General features: G+C 64.9%; 25 protein-coding genes and 2 riboswitches. Of the genes, 9 read left to right on the plus strand and 16 right to left on the minus strand.

Annotation, left to right across the window (positions count from 1 at the left end):
• Nucleotides 1-56 precede the first annotated feature (56 nt).
• Together FMM79_RS13020 and FMM79_RS13025 are read left to right on the plus strand one after the other, a co-directional pair.
• A complete protein-coding gene (locus FMM79_RS13020; protein WP_148627888.1) occupies nt 57-188 on the plus strand; it encodes an entericidin A/B family lipoprotein in 132 nt (43 codons plus the stop codon).
• 164 nt (nt 189-352) lie between these two features.
• On the plus strand, nt 353-484 hold the full coding sequence (locus tag FMM79_RS13025) for an entericidin A/B family lipoprotein (RefSeq protein ID WP_148627889.1): 132 nt from the start codon (nt 353-355) through the stop codon (nt 482-484).
• A gap of 93 nt (nt 485-577) precedes the next feature.
• Here the strand turns inward: FMM79_RS13025 and gcvPB are convergent, their stop codons facing one another.
• The 11 genes from gcvPB to FMM79_RS13080 all read right to left on the minus strand — a co-directional run bounded on the left by gcvPB (nt 578) and on the right by FMM79_RS13080 (nt 10,903).
• Entirely contained in the window at nt 578-2,146 is a 1,569-nt protein-coding gene (gene gcvPB, locus FMM79_RS13030; RefSeq protein ID WP_148627890.1) for an aminomethyl-transferring glycine dehydrogenase subunit GcvPB, read from the minus strand.
• A complete protein-coding gene (gcvPA, locus tag FMM79_RS13035) occupies nt 2,143-3,513 on the minus strand; it encodes an aminomethyl-transferring glycine dehydrogenase subunit GcvPA (RefSeq protein WP_148627891.1) in 1,371 nt (456 codons plus the stop codon). The genes gcvPB and gcvPA overlap by 4 nt, the downstream gene beginning before the upstream one ends.
• A 133-nt stretch (nt 3,514-3,646) precedes the next feature.
• Complete coding sequence (gcvH, locus tag FMM79_RS13040; protein ID WP_039393152.1) at nt 3,647-4,018, minus strand: glycine cleavage system protein GcvH; 372 nt, start codon at nt 4,016-4,018, stop codon at nt 3,647-3,649.
• Between the two features lie 13 nt (nt 4,019-4,031).
• A complete protein-coding gene (gcvT, locus tag FMM79_RS13045) occupies nt 4,032-5,180 on the minus strand; it encodes a glycine cleavage system aminomethyltransferase GcvT (RefSeq protein ID WP_148628120.1) in 1,149 nt (382 codons plus the stop codon).
• Nucleotides 5,181-5,224: 44 nt separating this feature from the next.
• Nucleotides 5,225-5,353: riboswitch (glycine riboswitch) on the minus strand.
• Nucleotides 5,354-5,474: riboswitch (glycine riboswitch) on the minus strand.
• Nucleotides 5,475-5,536: 62 nt separating this feature from the next.
• Complete coding sequence (locus FMM79_RS13050) at nt 5,537-6,238, minus strand: NAD(P)H-binding protein (protein ID WP_148627892.1); 702 nt, start codon at nt 6,236-6,238, stop codon at nt 5,537-5,539.
• On the minus strand, nt 6,231-7,391 hold the full coding sequence (locus FMM79_RS13055) for a deoxyguanosinetriphosphate triphosphohydrolase (protein ID WP_148628121.1): 1,161 nt from the start codon (nt 7,389-7,391) through the stop codon (nt 6,231-6,233). The genes FMM79_RS13050 and FMM79_RS13055 overlap by 8 nt, the downstream gene beginning before the upstream one ends.
• A gap of 47 nt (nt 7,392-7,438) precedes the next feature.
• A complete protein-coding gene (locus FMM79_RS13060; protein WP_148627893.1) occupies nt 7,439-7,783 on the minus strand; it encodes a hypothetical protein in 345 nt (114 codons plus the stop codon).
• A gap of 12 nt (nt 7,784-7,795) precedes the next feature.
• The gene (locus FMM79_RS13065) at nt 7,796-9,262 is read right to left on the minus strand and encodes an NAD(P)(+) transhydrogenase (Re/Si-specific) subunit beta (protein ID WP_148628122.1); all 1,467 of its coding nucleotides are present in this window, start codon (nt 9,260-9,262) and stop codon (nt 7,796-7,798) included.
• Nucleotides 9,263-9,294: 32 nt separating this feature from the next.
• Complete coding sequence (locus FMM79_RS13070) at nt 9,295-9,579, minus strand: NAD(P) transhydrogenase subunit alpha (protein ID WP_148627894.1); 285 nt, start codon at nt 9,577-9,579, stop codon at nt 9,295-9,297.
• Nucleotides 9,580-9,599: 20 nt separating this feature from the next.
• Nucleotides 9,600-10,733, minus strand: a complete 1,134-nt coding sequence (locus FMM79_RS13075; RefSeq protein ID WP_148627895.1) for an NAD(P) transhydrogenase subunit alpha — start codon at nt 10,731-10,733, stop codon at nt 9,600-9,602.
• 44 nt (nt 10,734-10,777) lie between these two features.
• Nucleotides 10,778-10,903, minus strand: coding sequence for an aa3-type cytochrome c oxidase subunit IV (locus tag FMM79_RS13080; RefSeq protein WP_084592220.1), 126 nt, complete (start codon nt 10,901-10,903; stop codon nt 10,778-10,780).
• A 284-nt stretch (nt 10,904-11,187) separates the two neighbouring features.
• Between FMM79_RS13080 and FMM79_RS13085 the strand changes: the two genes are divergently transcribed.
• Nucleotides 11,188-12,612, plus strand: a complete 1,425-nt coding sequence (locus tag FMM79_RS13085; protein ID WP_148627896.1) for a sigma-54 dependent transcriptional regulator — start codon at nt 11,188-11,190, stop codon at nt 12,610-12,612.
• On the opposite strand, the gene FMM79_RS13090 is transcribed toward FMM79_RS13085, so the two are convergent.
• The 5 genes from FMM79_RS13090 to FMM79_RS13110 all read right to left on the minus strand — a co-directional run bounded on the left by FMM79_RS13090 (nt 12,609) and on the right by FMM79_RS13110 (nt 17,702).
• The gene (locus tag FMM79_RS13090) at nt 12,609-13,766 is read right to left on the minus strand and encodes an alkaline phosphatase D family protein (protein WP_148627897.1); all 1,158 of its coding nucleotides are present in this window, start codon (nt 13,764-13,766) and stop codon (nt 12,609-12,611) included. The two genes, FMM79_RS13085 and FMM79_RS13090, sit on opposite strands and share 4 nt — an antisense overlap.
• Before the next feature lie 131 nt (nt 13,767-13,897).
• Nucleotides 13,898-14,272 carry a hypothetical protein gene (locus tag FMM79_RS13095; protein WP_148627898.1) on the minus strand — a complete coding sequence of 125 codons (375 nt, stop codon included), beginning with the start codon at nt 14,270-14,272 and terminating at the stop codon, nt 13,898-13,900.
• A 238-nt stretch (nt 14,273-14,510) separates the two neighbouring features.
• On the minus strand, nt 14,511-15,623 hold the full coding sequence (gene folP / locus FMM79_RS13100) for a dihydropteroate synthase (RefSeq protein ID WP_148627899.1): 1,113 nt from the start codon (nt 15,621-15,623) through the stop codon (nt 14,511-14,513).
• A 58-nt stretch (nt 15,624-15,681) separates the two neighbouring features.
• The gene (locus tag FMM79_RS13105) at nt 15,682-16,815 is read right to left on the minus strand and encodes a site-specific DNA-methyltransferase (protein WP_148628123.1); all 1,134 of its coding nucleotides are present in this window, start codon (nt 16,813-16,815) and stop codon (nt 15,682-15,684) included.
• Between the two features lie 248 nt (nt 16,816-17,063).
• A complete protein-coding gene (locus tag FMM79_RS13110) occupies nt 17,064-17,702 on the minus strand; it encodes a ribonuclease HII (RefSeq protein WP_148627900.1) in 639 nt (212 codons plus the stop codon).
• Nucleotides 17,703-17,718: 16 nt separating this feature from the next.
• Here FMM79_RS13110 and FMM79_RS13115 point away from each other — a divergent pair, with 16 nt between their 5' ends.
• From FMM79_RS13115 to FMM79_RS13140, 6 genes are all read left to right on the plus strand, one after another.
• A complete protein-coding gene (locus tag FMM79_RS13115) occupies nt 17,719-18,906 on the plus strand; it encodes a PQQ-dependent sugar dehydrogenase (protein WP_240339159.1) in 1,188 nt (395 codons plus the stop codon).
• 38 nt (nt 18,907-18,944) lie between these two features.
• Complete coding sequence (locus tag FMM79_RS13120; RefSeq protein WP_148627902.1) at nt 18,945-19,472, plus strand: GNAT family N-acetyltransferase; 528 nt, start codon at nt 18,945-18,947, stop codon at nt 19,470-19,472.
• 103 nt (nt 19,473-19,575) lie between these two features.
• A complete protein-coding gene (locus FMM79_RS13125; protein ID WP_148627903.1) occupies nt 19,576-20,121 on the plus strand; it encodes a DUF1285 domain-containing protein in 546 nt (181 codons plus the stop codon).
• Nucleotides 20,118-20,711: a CoA pyrophosphatase gene (locus tag FMM79_RS13130; protein WP_148627904.1), complete on the plus strand. Its 594-nt coding sequence runs from the start codon at nt 20,118-20,120 to the stop codon at nt 20,709-20,711. The genes FMM79_RS13125 and FMM79_RS13130 overlap by 4 nt, the downstream gene beginning before the upstream one ends.
• Nucleotides 20,704-21,876, plus strand: coding sequence for a CCA tRNA nucleotidyltransferase (locus FMM79_RS13135; RefSeq protein WP_148627905.1), 1,173 nt, complete (start codon nt 20,704-20,706; stop codon nt 21,874-21,876). The genes FMM79_RS13130 and FMM79_RS13135 overlap by 8 nt, the downstream gene beginning before the upstream one ends.
• Complete coding sequence (locus FMM79_RS13140; RefSeq protein ID WP_240339161.1) at nt 21,873-22,496, plus strand: TIGR02281 family clan AA aspartic protease; 624 nt, start codon at nt 21,873-21,875, stop codon at nt 22,494-22,496. The genes FMM79_RS13135 and FMM79_RS13140 overlap by 4 nt, the downstream gene beginning before the upstream one ends.
• Nucleotide 22,497: the final 1 nt, after the last annotated feature.

A 22,497-nucleotide genomic window follows, 5' to 3' on the forward strand; every position in this document is an offset into this window, starting at 1 on the left:
TTTTTCCCTGCGACCCGGCCGCTTGCGGCCTCGCGGCACGAAAAGGAAAAGACACCATGATCAAGAAGTTCACTTTTGCCCTCCTTGCCAGCGGCCTCGTCCTGGGTGCGAGCGCGTGCAACACCGTCAAGGGCGCGGGCGAAGACATTGAATCGGTCGGCCAGGCAGGCGACGACGCCATCAACTGAGCCCCACGACACGATCCGGACCGTGCTGGCGCCCCTCTCCTCCAACAGAAGCGCCTGCGCGGTCCGGTGCCGTGCCCCAGCCGGACGGGGAAGGTTGATCTTGGCAGGATAGCGATGCTTCGCCTAAGAACATCGCTCCATCCACCACGAAAAGATCAACCGCAATGATCGGCAAACCGCTTACTCTTCTTGCCACCCTCGGCCTTCTGGCCAGCCTTGGCGCCTGCAACACCGTCAAAGGCCTTGGCCGCGACGTGGAATCGGTAGGGCAGGCGGGCGAGCGCGCCATCAATTGATCGCACCGCCGCGTTTCACCAGCGCTACAAACGAGAACGGCCGCAATCCGGGAAAGGACTGCGGCCGCATTCGCGTGCGCTGAAACTGGTGGATCAGGCCTCTTCGTCGCCCTTCCAGACGAGCACGGGCTTGCGCGCAGCGCGAGTCTCGTCGAGACGGCGGCGCGGCGCGAAGTGCGGCGCGGTGTGCAGGCTCTCGTCCTGCTCCTGCGCGCGCTGGGCAAGGTTGCGCATTGAGGCGATGAAGCGGTCGAGGCCTTGCTTGCTCTCGGTCTCGGTCGGCTCGATCAGCATTGCGCCCTTCACCACCAGCGGGAAGTAGACCGTCATCGGGTGGAAGCCCTCGTCGATCAGGCCCTTCGCGATGTCGAGCGTGGAGATGCCATCGGGCAGGCCCGCATCACTGAAGAGCGCTTCGTGCATGCACGGGCCGCTCTTGCCGAACGGCGCCTCCAGCACGTCCTCGAGGCTGCGCAGGATGTAGTTGGCGTTCAGCACGGCATCTTCCGAAACCTGCTTCAGACCATCCGCGCCGTGGCTAAGGATATAGGCCAAAGCGCGGGTGAACATGCCCATCTGGCCGTGGAAGGCAACCATGCGGCCAAAGGCGCGTTCGTGCCCTTCCCCGCGGTTCTCTTCCTCGACAAGGTGGACCTCGCCCTCTTCGCCGCGCGTCACGAAGGGAAGCGGCGCATAAGGGGCGAGCGCTTCGGACAGCACCACCGGACCGGCACCCGGACCGCCGCCGCCGTGCGGCGTGGAGAAGGTCTTGTGCAGGTTGATGTGCATGGCATCGACACCAAGATCGCCCGGACGCACGCGCCCGACGATGGCGTTGAAGTTTGCGCCGTCACAGTAGACGTAGCCGCCCACAGCGTGGACCGCGTCCGCAATTTCCTTGAGGTCGGGCTCGAACAGGCCGCAGGTGTTGGGGTTGGTGATCATGACGCCCGCAACGTCTGGGCCCAGCTTTTCCTTGAGCGCTTCCAGATCGACGCGGCCCTCGGGCGTTGCCGGAATGGCCTGAACCTTGAAGCCGGCAAACGCGGCCGTCGCCGGGTTGGTGCCGTGCGCGCTTTCGGGAACAAGAACGATCTCACGGCTCTCCCCACGCGCATCGAGCGCGGCGCGGATGCACAAGAGGCCGCAAAGTTCGCCGTGTGCGCCAGCCTTGGGGCTCATCGCGACCGACGCCATGCCGGTCAGCTTCATCAGCCAGTCGGCCAGCTGCTCGATGACCTCAAGCGCGCCCTCGACCGTCTTTTGCGGCTGGAGCGGATGGACATCGGCGAAGCCAGGCAGACGCGCCATCTTCTCGTTCAGGCGCGGGTTGTGCTTCATCGTGCACGAGCCGAGCGGGAACGGGCCAAGGTCGATGCCGTAGTTCTGGCGCGAGAGGCGCGTGTAGTGGCGCACCGTCTCGGGCTCGGACAGGCCGGGCAGCGCGGGCGCAGCCTTGCGGCGGAACTTCGAAAGCGCAGGCGACACCGCCTTGCTCGGGGCCTCGATGTCGACGCCGGTCTGCCCTTCGCAGCCCAGTTCGAAGATCAGCGCTTCTTCCAGCATGAGCGCGCGGTCGCCGCTCTGCGTCGCGGGCGCCATGTCGCCAAGGGCAACTTCGTTCATGCTGGGACGCCAGCCAGCCGTGTTCACACCGCTCATGCCGCAACTCCTTCCAGCACCGCCGCAAGGCCGGTGGCAAATTCCTCGATATCGTCCAGGGTGACCGTCTCGGTCGCGGTGACCAGCAGACCCTTGTGCAGCTCGGCCTGTTCGGGGAACAGACGGCCCAGCGAAACACCGCCCAGAATGCCCTTGTCGGCCAGCTCGCGTACCACGTCGCGGGCATCACGCGGCAGGACCAGCGTGACTTCGTTGAAGTAGGCATCGCTCAGCAGCGACACGCCTGGGATCTGGGTGAGCCGCTCGACCAGGGCCTGCGTGCGATCGTGGTTGATCGCGGCCAGCTGCTCCAGGCCTTCCCCGCCCAAGAGGCTCATGTGAATGCTGAAGGCCAGCGCACAAAGCCCGGAATTTGTGCAGATATTGCTTGTAGCCTTCTCACGGCGAATGTGCTGCTCGCGGGTCGACAGGGTGAGCACGAAGCCGCGCTTGCCCTCGGCATCGACCGTCTCGCCGCACAGGCGACCGGGCATCTGGCGCACGAACTTCTCGCGGCAACCGAAAAGACCGAGGTAGGGGCCGCCGAACTGAAGGCCAACGCCCAGCGACTGGCCTTCGCCCACGACGACATCCGCGCCGAGATTGCCCGGCGCTTCGAGAAGGCCAAGCGCCACCGGCTCGGTCACGACCACGATCAGCAGCGCCTTGGCGGCGTGCGCGGCCTCGGCGATGGCTTCCAGATCGGGGATACGGCCCATGATGTCCGGGTACTGGACGACGACACTGGAGGTGGTCTCGTCGATGGCCGCGATCACCGCGGCGTCGTCGGTTTCGGCGGTCAGTTCGGGCGCGAGGCTGACGATCTCGTCCTTGGTGAACTTGGCCATCGTGCGCACGACTTCGCCGTAGTGCGGATGCAGACCGCCCGAAAGCACGGCCTTGCCCTTGCGGGTGACGCGCGCGGCCATGAGGATCGCTTCCCAGCACGCGGTCGAGCCGTCGTACATCGAGGCGTTGGCGACGTCGGTGCCGAACATGCGCGCGACCTGCGTCTGGAACTCGAAGAGAACCTGCAGCGTGCCTTGCGCGATTTCGGGCTGGTAGGGGGTGTAGGCGGTGAGGAATTCGCCGCGCTGGATGAGGTGGTCAACCGAGGCCGGCACGTGGTGGCGATAGGCGCCCGCCCCCAGGAAGAACGGGGCCGAGCCCGCATCGAGGTTCTTCGCGGCAAGTTTGCCGAGGTGGCGTTCGACAGCCATTTCGCTGGCGTGCATGGGCAGGCCCTCGATCGGGCCGGAGAGGCGCGCCGCTTCGGGCACGTCACGGAAAAGCTCGTCAACCGACGAGGCCCCGACGGTCTCCAGCATGCTGGACCTGTCGGCAGGCGTAAGGGGGAGATAGCGCATCAGGCTTGCATTCCTGAATGAGAGGGAGGCGCACGCCCGGACCATGCCGGAGGCGCACAGAAAGGGGCCGCAGCCCCGTCCGAAAGCTGCGGTCCCGGGGCCTCCCCCTCGGGCGAGCGGGAGGCCACCGGCATCAGAGACCCGCGACGAACTTCTTGTACGCGGCCTCGTCCATGAGCTCTTCGAGCTCACTGGCGTCGGCCAGCTTGACGCGGAACAGCCAGCCGCCGACTTCGGGATCGGAGTTGACGAGTTCGGGCTCGTCGGCGAGCGCGTCGTTGGTCTCGGCGATCTCACCCGAAACCGGGGTGTAGACATCGCTTGCCGCCTTCACGGAATCGACGACAGCAATCGAATCGCCCTTGGCCACCGTCGCGCCTTCTTCGGGCAGGTCGACAAAGGTGATGTCTCCCAGCTGACCCTGCGCGTAGTCGGTGATGCCAACGGTGCCAAGGTCGCCCTCGACTTCGATCCACTCGTGATCTTCGGAATAGTAAACAGACATGGGTGCAAGCTCCTCAGCGGACGTAACGGTTGGGGACAAACGGCATCGCGACGACAGTGGCATCGAGCCGCTTGCCACGCATTTCGATCTGCAGGGCCGTGCCGTTTGCCGCGAGGGCGGTGTCGACATAGGCCATCGCAATGGGGTGCTGGAGGGTCGGGGCGAACCCGCCCGACGTAACGAACCCGACTTCGCAGTCGCCCGACATCACCTTGGCACCCTCGCGCGCGGCCATGCGGCCATCGAGCTTGAGCCCGATGCGGCGGCGGTCCGTGCCTTCGGCCAGGTCTTTCTGGACGCGCGCGGCACCGGGGAAGCCCCCTTCGCTGCGGCGGCGCTTGTTGACGCCAAAGATGAGACCGGCCTCCACTGCGCCGTGCTCGGGCGTCATGTCGTGGCCGTAAAGCGGAAGACCCGCTTCAAGACGCAGGGAGTCGCGTGCGCCAAGGCCGATCGGCTTGACCTCAGGTTCCCCGCAGAGAAGGTCGGCGACCTTGGCCGCTTCTTCGCCCGGGATCGCGATCTCGAAGCCGTCCTCGCCAGTGTAGCCCGAACGGCTGATCCAGGCATCAACGCCATCCAGCGTGTAGGCAGCGCCCTTCATGAACTTCAGCTCGGTGAGCGGCGTCTCGCCCTTGGCGTGGCGCGCCAGCGCATCGACCGCCTTGGGGCCCTGCAGCGCCAGAAGGGCATTCTCGTCGAGGTGGTTGATGTTCACCTCGTCGGACAGGTATTCGCGCAAGGTACCGATGTCGTCCCACTTAGTCGCCCCGTTGACGACGAGGTAGAACCCGCTGTTCCAGCGCGTCACCATGAGGTCATCAAGGATGCCGCCCTCTTCGTCGAGCAGCAGCGAATAGCGGACAGAGCCAGTCTTCAGCGTCGCCAGATCGATGGGAAGCGCGCCTTCCAGCGCGGCCTCCACGTCGATCTCGGCACCTTCGGCCGGTGCGATGTACAGCTGGCCCATATGGCTGACATCGAACAGCCCCGCGCTTTCGCGCGTCCACAGGTGCTCGGCCAGGATACCCTCGTATTGGATGGGCATGGGGTAGCCGGCAAATTCGACCATCCGCGCGCCCTTGTCCCGGTGCCAGGCATCAAGCGGCAGGATGGCCGGCTCGATGGGCTCCAGGTCGGGGTCATTTTCAAAATCGGAAATTTCGCTCAAGACATAGCTCCGCAACAGTCAGGTCACACCAGTTCGGTGCCCCCTCTGTCACGGAAACCTGAGAGTTTTCCCTCTTCGAAGCGGCCCGTAAAAGGACCAATCGTCAAGGTTACACCGTCGGCGGCCCGACCCTTTCGGGCCCGACACTTTCCAGAGTATCGCTATCAGCAGGCGCGGTCCTTTTGCCTGAGAGTTTCCGGGGCGGTTGCTCCTTCGGCGCCTATTCGTAATCCGCAATGGCTATAAGCAATTGCGAATCACGCAGGTCTCTCCCGCGCTGCCAGCGATCGCCTCACGATTGGTTCAGACGAGGGCCCAAGTCAATCGGGCATGACCGCCTTGCCCAATTAAACAGGTATTTTTTGTAATACCCTACGGAAATTGTCGTGCTCGGCAACAAAGCGCCCCTGCGCCTTTTCCATCGCTACACCGACGATCACCCGTGCCAGTTCGTGCGCGCGGATCGAGCGAAACCGGCGCCACCGCCCATGGAGGGCGAGGCTGTCGGCGAGCGGGGCGAGCACCTGCACAAACCCCTCCAGCCGCCGCCGTTCTGCACGATGTCCGCGCAGCAATCCGGGGCGCAGAATATCGAGACGGCGCAAGCCCATCTTGCCCAATGCTTCTTCCATCTCGCCCTTGACCGAGAGGTAGAAGTTGTGGCTTCCACACTCCGCGCCCGCCGAAGAGACGACAATCATGTGCGCGATCCCGGCGCTGCGTGCGGCCTCCGCGCAATCGACCACGAGATCCCGGTCGACCGCACGGAATGCCTCCTTCGATCCGGCCTTGGCGATGGTCGTTCCCAGCGCGCAGACGAGCACGTCGGCGCGCGCGGCGGCAATCAGCTCGGGCCAGCTTTCCACAGATCCGGTCAGGACGTCCATGCGCGCGCCCTCCGGCGTGGGTATCTCGCTGCGGGCCACGGCGATGATCCGCACGTCCTCGCGCCCCACGGACGCGGCCAGCACGGCCTGCCCGACAAGACCGCTTGCCCCGACCAGGCAGATGCGGCGGACCGGGCCCGCCGCGCGACCCTTGTCAGACATTGCGCAGGCCTGCCGGCGTACGGCCATAGATGTTCTCATGGCAGGTGATCGCGAAGCGGTCGGTCATGCCTGCGATGTAATCCGCGATATGCCGGCTGCGTTCGGGCTCCGTGCGCGGGAGCGTGTCGATCCAGCTCTCGTCCATGAGCACGGGTTCCTGCGAATAGGCAGCATAAAGTTCGGCAAGGACCGCCCGGGCGCGCTTCGCCGTCTCGAGCTGCTCGGGATGGTAATAGAGCTTCTCGTACATAAAGCGCTTGAAGGCGCGCTCGCCCTCTTCCATCTCGGCGGAAAACGCGATCAGGGGACGCCCTGCGGCGCGAACTTCCTCAACGCTTTCGACACCGACAAGACGCTTTTGCGATTCCGCGACAAGGTCGTTGACCATCGTGCCGATCTGACTACGCAGCAGTTCAGCCAGCTGGCGCTCACGCGGAATATCGGGATAACGCCGCTCCACCTCGGCCCAGTTGGCCGCGATGAAGGGATGTGCGAGCAATTCGTCGAGGTCGAGGAAGCCCGCCCGCAAGCCATCGTCGATATCATGGTTATCGTAGGCGATATCGTCCGAAAGCGCGGCCACCTGCGCTTCGAGCGAAGCGTGGGTGCTCAGCTCCAGGTCGTAGGCCGCGTTAAGCTCTCGCAACGCCCAGGTCGGGCTGGCGACGGGCCCGTTGTGTTTGGCCAGGCCCTCCAGCGTCTCCCAGGTCAGGTTGAGCCCGTCGTGGTGCGGATAGGGGCTGTCGATCCGCATCAGCGTTCGCAGCGTGTTGGCGTTGTGATCGAAGCCGCCCGCCTTGTGAAGCGCAGCGTCGAGCGCTTCTTCCCCAGCATGGCCGAACGGCGGATGGCCGATGTCGTGGGCCAGCGCGAGTCCCTCGGTGAGGTCCTCATCTAGGCCCAGAATACGCGCGATCACGCGGGCAATCTGTGCGACTTCGAGGCTGTGGGTCAGGCGCACGCGGTAATGGTCGCCATCGGGCGCAACGAAAACCTGCGTCTTATAACGCAGGCGGCGGAACGCGATTGAGTGGATGATACGGTCGCGGTCGCGCTGGTAGGGGCTGCGCTCGCCCCGTGCGAGGCCGTTTTCCATGGGGAATTCCCGGCCACGCGAACGGGCCGGATCGGAAGCGTAAGGTGCAAGCATCAGGCTGAAATTCTTTCCCGCATTCGGCGTTGAGCGATCCTTCCAAGATCCTAGCGGGCGAGCCCACTCGAACACAAGGCCGCGCTTTGGCCCGCGACGCGCAGCACCTGGGAATCCTCGATCCGGCCGACCGCGTCCAGCCAATCGCGCATCGTCGTCTTCTCGCCTTCCAGGCTGCGCAGCGACCAAAGCTGCATGGGCGAGAGGTCCGTGGCCATGCGGCCTGCGATGCACGTGGCGACCGTATCGCGCACACCGGCATCGCGCAGAGCGCCGTCGATACGCCACTGGGCATAGGCGGGGACACCAAAGGTCCAGGCAGCAAACAGGACAGCGGCCAGCACGGCCAGTCGGATCAAGGAAGTCATGCCCGCAAGGTCGGGGGTGTCACCCATTTTTCCAAGGGGTTAATCGAGAGTCTTGACGATTTCCTCGACCATCTTCTTCGCGTCGGCCAGGAGCATCATGGTCTGGTCCATATAGAACACCTCGTTGTCGACGCCTGCATAGCCCTGCCCGCCCATCGAGCGCTTGATGAAGAAGATCGTCTTGGCCTTCTCCACGTCGAACACGGGCATGCCGTAGATGGGCGAAGACTTGTCGGTTCGCGCGGCCGGGTTCACGACGTCATTCGCACCGATGATGAAGGCGACGTCAGCCTGCGCGAATTCGGAATTGATGTCCTCCAGTTCGAAGACATCGTCGTAGGGCACGTTGGCTTCGGCGAGGAGCACGTTCATGTGCCCGGGCATGCGTCCCGCCACGGGGTGGATCGCGAACTTCACCGAGACGCCGTGGTCCTTCAGCATATCGGTCATCTCTCGCAGCGCGTGCTGCGCCTGCGCGACCGCCATGCCATAGCCCGGAATGATGATGACGTTCTCCGCCTCCTTCATCAGGAAGGCCGCATCTTCGGCGGAACCGCGTTTCCAGGGACGCGGTTCGCCGATTCCACCCTCGCCTGCCGAACCTGTTGCATCCGCCCCGAAGCCGCCTGCGATGACCGAAACGAACGAGCGGTTCATCGCCTTGCACATGATATAGGAAAGGATCGCGCCCGAGGAGCCGACCAGCGCGCCGGTGATGATCATCGCGGTATTGTGGAGCGTAAAGCCCATCGCCGCAGCGGCCCAACCCGAATAGGAATTGAGCATCGAGACGACCACCGGCATGTCCGCCCCGCCGATCGGGATGATGAGCAGGAAGCCGATCACGAAGGCGAGCAGCGTGATCCACACGATCAGCAGCCCCTCGCCCGGACCGCCTGCCCCGCTCAGCGCGTAGGTTGCCACGAGGCCCAGGATCGCGACAAGCACGGCCAGGTTGAGGAGATGGCGTCCAGGCAGCAGGATCGGCGAACCCGACATGTTCCCGTTGAGCTTCAGGAAGGCGATGATCGAACCCGAAAAGGTGATCGCACCGATGGCAATGCCAAGGCCCATCTCGATACGGCTGGCGACCATGATCTGGCCCGTCGCATCGAGGATTTCAAAGGCGCCGGGATTGAGCCAGGCCGCCAAGCCCACCAGCACGGCAGCGAGCCCGACCAGGCTGTGAAAGGCCGCCACAAGCTGGGGCATCGCGGTCATAGCAATGCGTCGCGCGATCACGAAGCCGATGATCCCGCCAAGAGCAATGGCGGCGCCGATCTCGGGCAGGCTGGCGATCTCGTGCGTGACCAGTGTGGTCACGACCGCGATGCCCATGCCGACCATGCCGTAGCGGTTGCCCTGGCGGCTGGTGGTGGGATGCGAAAGGCCCCGCAGCGCAAGAATGAAGCACACGCCCGCAATGAGATAGGCAAGTGCCACCCAGGGGTTCACCGCGTGGCCCTCAACAATCTCGATCTCCTGCACGGTCTCGTTCACCGGCATGGTTGCCACGGCTGAGAGAAGAGGAAGTCGCATCACTTCTTCTCCCTCTTCTTGTACATCGCGAGCATGCGCGCCGTGACGGCGAAGCCACCGAAAATGTTAATGCTGGCGAGCACCACGGCGGCGAGGCCAAGGTACTTTGCACCCGGTACCCCAGCTGCAGCACTGGCGACGAGTGCGCCCACGATGATGACCGAGGAAATCGCGTTGGTCACCGCCATCAGCGGAGTGTGCAGCGCCGGCGTCACCGACCAGACAACGTAATAGCCCACGAAGCAGGCCAGCACGAAGATCGAGAGGATACTGATGAAATCCATGGGTCTTCTCCTCCTCCCTGTCAGCCGAGCAGCCGTTCGTGAACGATCCTGCCACCCTGCGTCAGGCGAATGGCGTCGCCGATCTCCGCGTCGAGCACGGGCCCGCCTGCCTCCTTGTCCCAGAAGGCGGAGAGGAAATTGAACAGATTGCGCGCAAACAGCGCCGAGGCGTCGGCAGGCAGGTGCGCCGGCGTATTCGACAGGCCGATGATCTTCACCCCGTGCTTCTCCACCACCTCATCAGCGACGGTTCCTTCCACATTGCCGCCTTGCGGGGCGGCCAGGTCGAAGATCACGCTGCCCGGCTTCATCGAGGCAATCTGTGCATCGGTGATGAGCCGCGGCGCGGGGCGACCCGGAATAAGCGCGGTGGTGATGACGATGTCCTGCTTGGCGATATGGTTCGACACCAGTTCGCCTTGCGCCTTCTGGTATTCCTCGCCCATCTCGGTGGCGTAGCCGCCCGCGCCTTCGCCATCGATCCCGGCGACATTCTCCACGAAGATAGGCTTGGCGCCGAGCGAGAGGATCTGCTCCTTGGTCGCTGAGCGCACGTCAGTCGCCGAGACCTGTGCGCCCAGACGTCGCGCGGTGGCAATTGCCTGAAGGCCCGCCACGCCCACGCCCATCACGAAGCACTTGACTGCACTGATCGTACCCGCCGCCGTCATCATCATCGGAAAGGCGCGGCCATAGGTATCGGCCGCCAGGATCACCGCCTTGTATCCGGCGAGGTTGGACTGACTGGAGAGAATATCCATCGACTGGGCACGGGTTATGCGCGGCATGAATTCCATCGCCAGCGCTTCAAGCCCGGCACTGGCATAAGCATCGACTCTGGCACGCTGGCCAAAGGGATCGAGCCCGGCGACCACCCAGGCGCCCGGCGCCACGCCGGACAGGAGCGCGATATCGGGCCCCTGCACACCCAACACGATGTCCGCCCCGGCCACGACCGCCGCCGCTTGGCCCACATTGGCCCCCGCCTCGCGGTAAGCCTCATCCAGGATCGAAGCCGACAGGCCCGCCCTGCTCTCGACATGGAGCGCGGCGCCCAGCGCGATCAGTTTCTTCACCGTCTCGGGCGTCGCCGAGACGCGCGCCTCCCCGCTCGCGCGTTCGCGTAGAACGGCGATCTTCCTGCCCGTACCCATGTTCGAGCCCCTGTTCTATCGAATGGTGTGGACCTGGTGTCAGGTCAGGAGGCGATAAGCCCCACCACGAACGCAGTCACCAGGATACAGAACCCCGTGCCCCAGGTCGCGGCCTTGATGAACCCGTTGTAGGTTGCCTGCGAAGTCTTGATATCGTGCCCCGAAGCCATGTCTTGCGTCCTTCCCCTGTTCATTCGGACCACCGCCAGCCTAGGGCGCCGGTCCTGTTCCCTCAACCTTCCCCGCCCTGCGCCAGGTACAATATCGCGGGGGCAGTCGAAGTGTTCCCGTTGCGCGGCGCCCGAGTGTTATCGGGTCCACCGCACGCCGGGTCTATTAGCCTAAAGACGAACGCAACGCTACTTGTCGCGAAGCACAGGCTTAATCCCGCCTTTACCTCCCGCACATAAGGTGCTGTATCAAACCGGTACATGTGAGGACCCTGACGCGCACCATGGCCGAATACGAGCAACGCCTGCTGATGCTGATCGACGACGAGCCGGCCCAGAGCCGTCTCATTTCAGCGCTGGCGGCGCGTGAAGGATGGCGCACCGTCACCGCGCAGGACGCCGAAACCGCCATCGCCATGCTTGGGACGCGCCAGGGCATGCAGCTCTCCGCGATCATCCTGGACCAGTGGGTGCCTGGCGATGATGCCTGCGCGCTCATCAGCGAACTCAAGTCGCGCCGCCCGGCCCTGCCGATCCTGATGATCACCGCCAGCACCTCGCCGCTGCTCGCGGTCGAGGCTATGCGGGCGGGCGCCAGCGATTATCTGGTAAAGCCGGTCGCGCCCGAGCGGCTGATGCACGCACTGCGCTCGGCCACCACGCGCGAGGCTGCGCGCGACGAGCTCGCTCCGCTCACCGAGAAGATGCCCTCGCGGCCCGACTTCGAATCGATGATCGGGGCCGCGCCCAATTTCCGCAAGGCGCTGGCCGTTGCCGCCAAGGCGGCGCGCGGCCAGCATCCCGTGCTGATCGAGGGGGAGAGCGGCACTGGCAAGGAAATGCTGGTACGCGCCATGCACGCGGCTTCATCGCGCGCGAAGATGCCGCTGCGCCTCATCAACATCAGCGGCATTCCGGCCAACTCCATCGAATCCGTCCTGTTCGGTCACGAAAAAGGCGCCTTTCCCGGTGCCTTCGAGCGCCAGGTCGGAGCGCTCCAGCACGCCGACGGCGCGACCCTTGCCCTCGACGAAGTCGATTGCCTGCCAATGTCGGTGCAGGAACGCCTGCTGGAATCGATCCGCAGGGGGGACGTGCGCCCCATCGGCGCGCGCCATTCCTTCCGCGTCGACGTGCGCCTGATCTCGTCGAGCAACCTGCCCCTGGCCGACCTTGCCGCGACCGGGAATTTCCTTCCCGAGCTTGCCGAAGCGCTGGGCCACACCAAAGTCACGCTGCCGCCCTTGCGCGAGCGTTCCGGTGACATCCCGGCCCTCACCCGCTATTTCCTCGCGCGTATCGGCGAACAGCCGGGCCTGCGCGAACTGGGTATCACCGATGGCGCGCTCTCGCTTCTGGCCGCCTACGATTGGCCTGAGAACGTGCGCCAGCTTCAGGCCGCGCTGTTCCGCGCGTCGGTTTTTTGTGACGGCGATGCACTTACCTCCGCGGACTTCCCGCAGCTTCTCGCCATCCTCGGCCCCGGCCCCTCCAACGTGGCGGGCAATCCGCTGCAGGAGAGTGCGGGCGTGATGCTTTACACGCCCGATGGCAACCTGCGCCGCCTTGAGGACATCGAGGCCGACGTCATCCGTCTTGCCATCGGGCTCTACCGGGGCCGGATGACCGAAGTGGCCCGGCGTCTGGGCATCGGCCGGTCGACCCTCTACCGCAAGCTGGCTGATCTCGGCATCGACAACGCCGCTTAGGCCGCGAACCCGAAGCTGCGCGTGACGAGCGGCTGCCCGTCCGTGCGACAGACCGTCAGCGTCACTTCGCGCGCATCCCAGTCCACGGCGACTTCGCCGAAATTCGCATCGCCCACACACATCCCCTGCCGATCCGCATCAGGCTCGCGCGCGGTCGCTTCGGCATTGCTGGCGTTGGGGCGGTTGAGCGAGGAGGCGGTCATCTCCCAAATGCCCTTGGCGGCACCGGGCACATCCTTGCGATAGATCCCGCCAACATGCCGATCACCCGAAAGGAGGACGAGCCAGCCGCCCTTGCGCGCAGCCAACGCGGCGTAAAGACGTTCCCGCTCACGCGGCATGAGCTCCCAGCCCTCCCACAAATGTGCATCGGACAGCACCTGGATTGAGGAGACGACCACGCGCAGGTCCGCAGGCTTTGCGAGTTCCTCGACGAGCCAGGCCCATTGCGCCGCGCCCAGCATCTGTGCGTCCGCGCTGCTATCCGGCACATAGCGCCCATTTACCGGCAGGGTCTGGCCCGGCGGGGGCGGCACGAGCGGGGAGCGCTGGAAGCGGGTGTCGAGAAGGATGATCTGCACGCGGCGCCCTTCTGGCCCATAGGTGCGCGCATGATACACGCCCTCACGCCCACGCACGTCTCCGGGCGCGTTCCAGAACGTCTCGTATATGTGCTCGGACCAGCGCTTGAACGGGAACACGGTGCCGCCATCGTTGAAGCCGTAGTCGTGATCGTCCCACACCGTATGCATGGGGACGGTCTTGCGGAATTCCTGAAACTCCAGGTGACCATTCAGGCGTTCGTAGGCCCGGCGCAGCGATCCCAGATCCGCGCCCCCATCCCAGCCCGGATCGCCGTAGACGTTGTCGCCGATGTAGAGGAAGAGCTGCGGGTCGCGGCTGGCGATGCCCTGCCAGAAGGACTGGTCGCCTTCCTGGTTGTTGCAGCTGCCGACCGCAAAGCGCGTGATCTCGGTCTCCGGGGCAAGCTGCGGTCCCTCGGGCGCGCGGGGGAGCGCAACCTCGTGTTCAAGGTCGCGGTAGTAGGGCTCCAGCAGCGCGGCTGGCGAGGAGGCCTGCGCATGGGCGGCTCCACCAGCAACAAGGCCGCTCGTGGACAGGAACAGGAAGCGGCGGCGCGAGGAGGTCAGCATGGCGCTTTCTCCCAAAGCGCCATGACCTTTTCAAGACATGCCGAAGAACGCTTGCCTCTCTAGGCAAAAGCGCCGCTGGCCAAAGACCAACGACGCTTTTATCCAGATCTCTTGAGGGGAAAGAGGTCGGTTCAGTTTTCGAGATAGACGCGGGGCACCGTGTGGCCCTTTTCCGACATGTATTTGGCGTAGTCGAGACGATTGTCCTTCAGTTCGTGCGCATACTCACCGTAGGCATCGCGGGCGTCTTCCAAATCGGTCGCGCGCTTGAGGTCACTTGAAAGCTCCTTCTTCGATTCAAGGACGTTCCCCTGATAATCGAACCACTGGGAATTCGCGATTCCCGCGATAGGCCGGGTCATGATGCGACCTTCCTCGGTCTGCGCCCACTGCTGCTCGGCGGTCATGGGCATGTCGCCCATCGGCATGGCGGCAACAGCCGCGCCTGCGGGGATGGCCACGGCAGCGGCGAGAACGGCGGTGCGAAAGGTCTTGGTCTTGATCATGGGATGTGTCTCCCTTCTTCGAAATCAGCGCCAGGCTCGATTGCCTTGCGTTCGGGAAGGAAACGGGTCGATCGGGTAAATCCCTCCCGGGGAAGAGACGAAATGGGCCCTTGCCGCGACGAAAACGGCGATGCGTGCAGCGGTGAACGCACCGCCCCTTGCTGGTTCATCCCGCAGAAAGCTGCGGTTCATCGGCGATCAAGATTTCGGGTGTCGGACGAGCCCTGAGGCTGCCCGATCAATCCACCAGCTGCGAGAAGTCGGTGAGCGCGGCATCCCGCATACCGCGCCACACGCGCACGGCCTGCACCGTTTCGGCCACGTCGTGGACCCGCACGATGTGCGCGCCCGCCTCCATGGCCTTGAGCGCCAGCGTGATCGAACCACCCAAACGCTCATGGGCTGCCGCCTCGTTCGAGAGGGCCCCGATCATGCGCTTGCGGCTCGCGCCCACCAGCAGCGGGTGCCCAAGGGCATGGTACAGCGCGATGGCGTTCATCAACGCCAGATTCTCGGCCAGCGTCTTGCCAAAGCCGATGCCCGGATCGAGGAGAATGCGCTCCGGTGCGATGCCTGCGGCCACGGCCTCGTCGCGGGCCTCTTCCAGCCAGTCGAATACGTCGAGAACGACGTCGCCGTAGCGCCCATCCGAATGCAGGTCATCGCCCTTGCCCGGTGCATGCATCAGAACCACCGGCGCCTTCGAGGCCGCCGCCAATTCCAAGCTGCGCGGATCGAAGCGCAGAGCCGAAACGTCATTGATGATGTGCGCACCCGCAGCCAGTGCCGCCTCCATCACCGCCGCGCGGCGGGTGTCGAGGCTAACCGCCGCGCCCATCATGGCAAGGCGCTCGACCATGGGGACGACGCGCTTGATTTCATCCCCTTCCCAAACTGCAGCTGCGCCAGGGCGCGTGGACTCGCCGCCCACGTCAATGATCGCGGCGCCCTCCTCCAGCATGCCCACAGCGTGGTCGATGGCGACATCGGGATGGTCCAGGAACCGCCCCCCATCGGAAAAGCTGTCGGGCGTCATGTTGAGAATGCCCATGACCTGGGGCTGATCCAGGCGGATCGTGCGCTCGCCGCAGGAGATCGGCGCATGCACTTTCGCAAGTGCTGACCACTGGGTCTCGGCCTGCGTCTTCAAAGGCGCATCGAGCGCCGCAATCGCAGCAGGCATGGCCGCTGCATCGACCAGCGTGCGCGCGACAACCTTACGCCCCTTGCGTTCGATAAGCGCAAAGCGACTGGCCCAAGCCAGCGAACCACCAAGGCGGACAGCGTTGCCCGCTTCGCTCTGGGGACTGTCGACCAGAGCGATCGGGCGGATATAGATCTTGCGGGGCATGGCGGCTCTTTAGCCTTTTACCGGACGGTGTCGAGAAAGGGTGGAAGAGACCCTCTTCTCACGGTTCGGTGGCAAGCAGGTAGAGCTGGCGGATGTCGTCGAGCGGCTTGAGCTTGCCTTCGTGCTGGATGCTCCAGAAGGTCCAGCCATTGCACGAGGGCGCGCCCTGCAATTCCTTGCCCACGCCGTGGATCGACCCCGTCACAGGACCCGAAGCGAGCGAGCCGTCGGCGCGCACGGTGGCCGTGAACTTGCCCTTCTTGGCGGTCAGTTCGGTGCCCGGCGCAATCCAGCCGGTCTCGACCAGCGTGCCGAAGGCGACCTTGGGTGCTGCGCGCCTGGACTGCATGGTCTTGAGCGAGCTCTCGTCGAGTTCGAGCGCCATCTCGATGCGCTCCATCGCCGCTTCGCGGTAATCGCCCTCGCGCTCACAGCCGATCCACTCGCGGCCAAGGCGCTTGGCGACAGCGCCCGTGGTGCCGGTGCCGAAGAACGGATCCAGTACGACGTCACCCTTATTGGTGGTGGCGAGCAGCACACGGTAGAGCAGCGCCTCGGGCTTCTGCGTCGGGTGGACCTTGCGGCCTTCCTTCTTCAGGCGCTCGGCGCCGTTGCAGATCGGCAGGTGCCAGTCCGAACGCATCTGGAGTTCATCGTTGAGTGTCTTCATCGCACGGTAATTGAAGGTGTACTTCGCCTTCTCGCCCATGCTCGCCCAAATCAGCGTCTCGTGCGCGTTGGTGAAGCGGGTGCCCTTGAAGTTGGGCATCGGGTTCGCCTTGCGCCACACGATGTCGTTCAAGATCCAGAAGCCCATGTCCTGCATGATCGCGCCAAGGCGGAACACGTTGTGGTACGAGCCGATCACCCACAGCGAACCGTCGGGCTTGAGGACACGGCGCGCCTCGGTCAGCCAGTCACGGGTAAACTGGTCATACGCCGCAAAGCTGGCGAACTTGTCCCACTCATCGTTGACCGCATCGACGCGGCTACCATCGGGACGGTCGAGATCGCCGCCCAACTGCAGGTTGTACGGCGGATCGGCGAAGACCATGTCCACGCTCGCGTCGGGGATCTGGCGCATCGCCTCGATGCAGTCGCCCGGAATGATCTGGCCAAGCGGCAGCAGTTCCTTCGGGGTCGGCGCCGGTGCCTTTGCGCGAATGCGTTCCTTGAGCAGTACCTGACCCATCATGACCCCGTCTAAAACCATAATTAACTGTGGAAAGACGACCCTAATGATTCATCGGCGAGTCGCCGTCAAGCTGCGACTCGCCGGGAATCCTGATGATTCAAGGTATCATAAAACGGAACAAAACGAATCCGACACAGCATATGGAGTCTGCCGATTCGCGAACGACTCAACATATTGTGCCTGCACCCCTGCGCGGTGCCGCGAAATTTTTTTACGCCGCTCCGAAAGAGGATGTCGCAAGCGGCTCAAAACGCCATTTCGAGCTGGGCGATGGGCGCGAAGCTGCGGCGGTGGTGCGGACTGGGTCCATGTTCGCGCAGCGCGGCAAGATGTCCTGCAGTGCCGTAGCCCGCGTTGCGCTCCCAGCCGTACATCGGGAAGGCCTGCGCGAGCACGCGCATGATCCGGTCGCGGTGCTGCTTGGCTATGATCGAGGCAGCCGAGATCGCCGCCTCGCTGCCATCACCGCCCACGATCGCGCGCACGTTGGGCCAGCGCCAGCCCTCGCTGCGTCCCTCCGGCGTCTTGTTGCCATCGATGAGAACCTCGTCCGGCTCGAACCCGGCCTTGGAGCACAGCGAACTGGCCGCGCGGGTCATCGCCAGCATAGTCGCAGCAAAGATGTTGATACGGTCGATCGTCTCGACATCGACGACACCAACAGCCCAGAGGCAGGTTTTGTGTATTTCTGTTTCCAGCTGCAACCGGCGGCTGGCCGAGAGTTTCTTGGAATCGTCGAGCCCGGCCGGCGCGTTCTTGCCAAGCAGCACAGCGCCCGCCACAACAGGCCCGGCCAGCGGCCCACGACCGGCCTCGTCAATGCCCATGACATGCGGGCGAACCAGCGCGATGCCCCCGTAGGGGCCGATAGAAGGAAGCGTCATGATCTCCGGAAAATCCATGTTTCTGCCGTCCCTATCGGCGCTCGGGCTGGCGCTGGCAAGCTGCGGATCATCGGCCTCCGACACCCCGCCCACCCCAGAAGCCGCAGCGCCGCCCTTCACGGTGGAAACGCTGGCAAGCTTCGAGGAACCTTGGGCTATGGACATCGATGCGGCCACCAACACGGCGATCATCACCGAGAAGGCCGGGACGATCCGCCTCTACCTGCCCGATGGCAGCAAGGGAACCGTCAGCGGCGCACCCAAGGTCGCCTACCAGGGCCAAGGCGGCCTTGGCGATGTCCTCTTCGCCCCGCAAACCGACTGGACACCGCCCGGGAACGGATCGCTCGACGGGCGCCGGGTCTACATCTCCTGGGCCGAGCCGGGTGAAGGCGACACCCGCGGCGCAGCCGTGGGTCTTGGCACTCTGGCCTGCTCGGCGCCCGCCAGCTGTGTGCTCGAAGGACTTGAAGTAATCTGGCGCCAGACCCCCAAAGTGACAGGTGCCGGACACTATTCACACCGTCTCGCCTTTTCGCCCGATGAAAGCTACCTCTTCGTCAGCTCGGGTGAACGCCAGAAGGGCCAGCCCGCGCAGGACACATCGAACACGCTGGGAACCATCGTGCGCCTGCTGCCCGATGGTTCCCCGGCGCCCGGCAACCCCTTTGCCGACAAGGGCTCACCCTCCGACGAGATCTGGTCCTACGGCCACCGCAACGTACTTGGCCTTGCCTTCGATGCGAACGGGGACCTGTGGGACCTTGAGCACGGGCCTGCGGGTGGCGACGAAATCAACCGCGTCGAGGCAGGGCTCAATTACGGCTGGCCTCTCGTCTCGGACGGCGATCACTACAACGGCGATCCGATTCCGCGCCATTCCACCCGTCCTGACCTTGCCGGGCCCGCCATCAGCTGGAACCCGGTGATCGCACCGGGCGATTTCATTCTGTACAAGGCAGACCGCTATCCCGGCTTCCAAGGCAAGGCGGTCATTGCCTCCTTCTCCGTCCCCGGCCTCGTCCTGGTCGCCCTCAACGGCACACAAGGTGTTGAAGAAGCGCGCTATGAACTCGATCATCGCATCCGTGAGGTACGCGAGACACCCTCGGGCGAGATCTGGCTGCTGGAAGACGGCCCTGCTCCGGACAGCGGACACCTCCTGAAACTGGTGCCTCCTGCCAACGGCCAAAGCGCGAATTGAATCGACAAAGCGTGCGTCCAGCCCTATCGGCGCGCGCCATGTCCAACTTGTCCGAAACCGCAACCGTCATTCCGCTCGACAACGTCGACCCCGCCCTCGTCGAGGACCTCCTCGACCGTGCGTTCGAACCCGAGCGACACCAGCGCACCGCCTACAAGGTGCGTGAAGGCATGGAATGGCTCCCCGCGCTCAGCTTCGCGGTCATGGACGCCAAGGACATGATGGTCGGCTCGATCCAGTGCTGGCCGGTCGCGCTGACCGACGACGATGGCCGCGCGCACCCGATGATCATGGTCGGCCCCGTTGCCGTACTGCCCGAGGAACAGAACCGCGGTTACGGCCAGGCGCTGATGTCGGCGGCCATGTCGGGCATCGACGAGCGCGCCCCGCTCCCGCAGGTCCTCATCGGCGATCCCGAATACTACGGCCGCTTCTGGGCCTTCAGCAACGCCCAGACGCAAGGGTGGGACCTGCCCGGTACGTTCGAGGCGAGCCGCCTGCTGGTGCGCTGCGACAACCCGGCCGTGCTGCCTACAAAGGGCACGCTTGGCCCCTGGACGCGCTGAACGGGATCCGGTCCCAGCCGCATATCAGGGTGCCTGGCTCGGGAATGAAGCTGGAAAAGCTTGGCGCTTGGCGCATGCGTGCCTATCTGGCATCGCACACGCCATGCCTTACGAAGCCCCACCCGACCTTGCCGGCCTTTCTCTCGCCGACGTGGCCGCGCTCCTCGAAGCGCGGAGACTGCCGCCCGTCGAAACCTGGAAGCCTGCACATGTCGGGGACAGCCATATGCGCATCGCCGCCGACGGACGATGGTACCACGAAAACGGCCTGATCACGCGCCCCGCTATGGTGCGCGCCTTTGCCTCGCTGCTGCTGTGCGACGCACACGACCAGCACTGGCTGGTCACGCCCACCCAGAAACTGTCGATTGCGGTGGAAGATGCCGCGTTCCTCGCCGTCGACCTCAAGGCGGAGGACGGCAATCTCGTCTTTCGCCTCAACACCGATGACTTCGTGATCGCGGGCCCTGCGCACCCGATCACGGCCGAAGGCGATCCCGACACACCCGCCATTTACCTGGACGTGCGCCACGGCTGCCGTGCCCGGCTCAACCGCAGCACGTACGCCCAGCTCGCCGAAATCGCGCTTGCAAGCGATGACCTCTCGGTCACGAGCGGCACCGCCCGTTTCCCGCTGAGCACGGCATGAGCGCCCTGTTCGAGGCCGTAAAGCGCCGCTTCGAGGCGCGCGAAAAACATGCCCAGCCCAACCGCTTCATCGATCCGCGCACCGCCCAGATCGAGAGCTTCATCCCGGCCGCCGTCCTCATTGCGCTGACCGAACGCGAGCGCCCCGGTATGCTCCTCCTCCACCGCCCTTCCTCGATGCGCGCGCACCCGGGCCAGGTCGCCTTTCCCGGCGGCCGGATCGATCCGGGCGAAGCGCCGGTCGAAGCCGCCTTGCGCGAAGCGAACGAGGAACTGGGCATTGATCCCGCCTGCGTGCGGGTCGTCGGCACGGGCGATCTCTACCGCACCGGCAGCGGCTACGAAATTACGCCCGTCCTGGGCATCGTGCCCCCTGACATCGAGATCCGCCCCAACCCCGCCGAGGTTGCCAAGTGGTTCGAGGCCCCGGTCGACTTCGTGCTCGATCCGGCCAACCAGAAGGCCAGGAGCCTGGAATGGGAAGGCGCGCGGCGCGAATATGTCGAGATCATCTGGGAGGGACACCGCATCTGGGGCGTTACTGGCGCCATCATCACCAACCTAACGCATAGGCTGAACTGGCATGACTGAACGGCTTCGCGCCGAATGGATGGGCCGCGCGGATCTCGCCGATCTGGTCGCGGCACTGGGCGAGGGCTGCGCCCGCTACGTCGGCGGCGCGGTGCGTGATACGTTGCTTGGCCTTGCCGTGAAGGACATCGACATGGCCACCACGCTGCGGCCTGAAGAGGTCATGCAGCGCCTTGAGGAGGCCGGAATCCGCCGCGTACCCACCGGGATCGAACACGGCACCGTCACCGCTGTCCTCTTCGGCGGCCCAGTCGAGATCACCACCCTGCGCCATGATATCTCGACCGACGGGCGCCGGGCCACGGTCGCCTTCGCGCAGGAATGGCACGAGGACGCCGCGCGGCGCGACTTCACCATCAACGCCCTCTACGCCGATCCCGTGGATGGCACGATCTTCGACTATTTCGAAGGCCAGACCGATCTCGCCTCGCGCACCGTGCGCTTCATCGGCGATGCCCGCCAGCGCATCCGCGAGGATCACTTGCGCATCCTGCGCTATTTCCGCTTCCAGGCCCGTTTCGGAAGCCTGCCCGCCGACCCCGAAGCCGAGAGTGCCTGCCGGGAACTCGCCGCGACGCTCAAGGGCCTCTCGCGCGAGCGAGTGGGCATGGAAACGATGAACCTCCTCGGCCTCACCGATCCCGCACCGACTATTGCCCGGATGAAATCCTTGGGCATTCTCGACGTGATTCTGCCCGAAGCCAACCCCGAAGCGCTCACCGCCCTCATCGCGTGCGAGCAGCGCCATGGAATCGCGCCCGATCCGGTACGCCGCCTTGCCGCCCTGCTCCCGCCCGATGTTGCTCTCGCCGAACAGATCGCCTCGCGCTTCCGACTTTCCGGAACGCAGAAGAAGCGCCTCGCTCTCGCCGCTGCGCGCGAGGACATTCCCGGTGAGTCGCGGGCGCTCGCATTCCGACTGGGCATGGAACAGGCGCTCGACCGCTTGCTGATCGCAGGGGCCGATGTCACCCCGCTCAAGGACTGGACCGTCCCCACCTTCCCGCTCAAGGGCGGCCAAATCGTCGCGCGCGGTGTAGGCGCAGGCCCCGAGGTCGCGCGCGTCCTGCGCGCCGTCGAAGCGATGTGGATCGCGGAAGGGTTCCCGCAAGGCCCGCGCGTGGAGCAGCTGCTCGACAATGTGATCGCGCAAGGCCGCGCGTGAGCGGAGGCAACCTTGGCGCCACTCTGGAAGGCCAGCCGCTCCTCGCGCTGACGGTGGCCGCCATCGTGCTCGCCGTTGCCGCGCAGATGGTGAGCGGGAAGCGTCCGGGTCTTGGCACGGGAATGCGCAATGTCGCCTATCTCGGACTTCTCGTGGCAGGACTGCTCACGGTCGTTCAGTTCGCAGGCAGCAACCGGACCTCGGACGCCGCGCTCTGGCTCGACCATACCCGCGAGGCCAGTATCGAAGGCGACGAAACCGTCATCGCCATGCGCGCGGACGGACACTTCTGGGTCAAGGCGCAACTGAATGGCGAACCGGTCGACTTCATGATCGACACCGGCGCAACCTACACCACGGTTCCGCAAAGCGTTGCGCAACGCACCGGTCTTGCCGCCAGCCAGAACGGCGAAGGCCGTCTGCTCGACACTGCCAACGGCACCGTTGTCGCGCGCATGGGTCTCGCCCGTTCGCTGTGCCTCGGCACCATCAAGGCGACCGACCTCCCACTCGCTGTTCTGCCCGACACGCAGAACGAGACCTCCGTCATTGGCATGAATCTGCTTTCACAGATGAAGAGCTGGCGCGTGGACGGTGAGCGGCTGATCCTGAAGCCATGAG

This window comes from Novosphingobium sp. BW1, assembly GCF_008107685.1.
Taxonomy (GTDB): Bacteria; Pseudomonadota; Alphaproteobacteria; order Sphingomonadales; family Sphingomonadaceae; genus Novosphingobium.

Bases quoted from the DNA above. Each gene is read 5' to 3' on its own strand.
- FMM79_RS13020 (WP_148627888.1), top strand. From the start codon at position 57: ATGATCAAGAAGTTCACTTTTGCCCTCCTTGCCAGCGGCCTCGTCCTG.
- FMM79_RS13025 (WP_148627889.1), top strand. From the start codon at position 353: ATGATCGGCAAACCGCTTACTCTTCTTGCCACCCTCGGCCTTCTGGCC.
- gcvPB (WP_148627890.1), bottom strand. From the start codon at position 2,146: ATGAGCGGTGTGAACACGGCTGGCTGGCGTCCCAGCATGAACGAAGTT.
- gcvPA (WP_148627891.1), bottom strand. From the start codon at position 3,513: ATGCGCTATCTCCCCCTTACGCCTGCCGACAGGTCCAGCATGCTGGAG.
- gcvH (WP_039393152.1), bottom strand. From the start codon at position 4,018: ATGTCTGTTTACTATTCCGAAGATCACGAGTGGATCGAAGTCGAGGGC.
- FMM79_RS13050 (WP_148627892.1), bottom strand. From the start codon at position 6,238: ATGTCTGACAAGGGTCGCGCGGCGGGCCCGGTCCGCCGCATCTGCCTG.
- FMM79_RS13060 (WP_148627893.1), bottom strand. From the start codon at position 7,783: ATGGGTGACACCCCCGACCTTGCGGGCATGACTTCCTTGATCCGACTG.
- FMM79_RS13065 (WP_148628122.1), bottom strand. From the start codon at position 9,262: ATGCCGGTGAACGAGACCGTGCAGGAGATCGAGATTGTTGAGGGCCAC.
- FMM79_RS13070 (WP_148627894.1), bottom strand. From the start codon at position 9,579: ATGGATTTCATCAGTATCCTCTCGATCTTCGTGCTGGCCTGCTTCGTG.
- FMM79_RS13075 (WP_148627895.1), bottom strand. From the start codon at position 10,733: ATGGGTACGGGCAGGAAGATCGCCGTTCTACGCGAACGCGCGAGCGGG.
- FMM79_RS13080 (WP_084592220.1), bottom strand. From the start codon at position 10,903: ATGGCTTCGGGGCACGATATCAAGACTTCGCAGGCAACCTACAACGGG.
- FMM79_RS13085 (WP_148627896.1), top strand. From the start codon at position 11,188: ATGGCCGAATACGAGCAACGCCTGCTGATGCTGATCGACGACGAGCCG.
- FMM79_RS13090 (WP_148627897.1), bottom strand. From the start codon at position 13,766: ATGCTGACCTCCTCGCGCCGCCGCTTCCTGTTCCTGTCCACGAGCGGC.
- FMM79_RS13095 (WP_148627898.1), bottom strand. From the start codon at position 14,272: ATGATCAAGACCAAGACCTTTCGCACCGCCGTTCTCGCCGCTGCCGTG.
- folP (WP_148627899.1), bottom strand. From the start codon at position 15,623: ATGCCCCGCAAGATCTATATCCGCCCGATCGCTCTGGTCGACAGTCCC.
- FMM79_RS13105 (WP_148628123.1), bottom strand. From the start codon at position 16,815: ATGGGTCAGGTACTGCTCAAGGAACGCATTCGCGCAAAGGCACCGGCG.
- FMM79_RS13110 (WP_148627900.1), bottom strand. From the start codon at position 17,702: ATGACGCTTCCTTCTATCGGCCCCTACGGGGGCATCGCGCTGGTTCGC.
- FMM79_RS13115 (WP_240339159.1), top strand. From the start codon at position 17,719: ATGTTTCTGCCGTCCCTATCGGCGCTCGGGCTGGCGCTGGCAAGCTGC.
- FMM79_RS13120 (WP_148627902.1), top strand. From the start codon at position 18,945: ATGTCCAACTTGTCCGAAACCGCAACCGTCATTCCGCTCGACAACGTC.
- FMM79_RS13125 (WP_148627903.1), top strand. From the start codon at position 19,576: ATGCCTTACGAAGCCCCACCCGACCTTGCCGGCCTTTCTCTCGCCGAC.
- FMM79_RS13130 (WP_148627904.1), top strand. From the start codon at position 20,118: ATGAGCGCCCTGTTCGAGGCCGTAAAGCGCCGCTTCGAGGCGCGCGAA.
- FMM79_RS13135 (WP_148627905.1), top strand. From the start codon at position 20,704: ATGACTGAACGGCTTCGCGCCGAATGGATGGGCCGCGCGGATCTCGCC.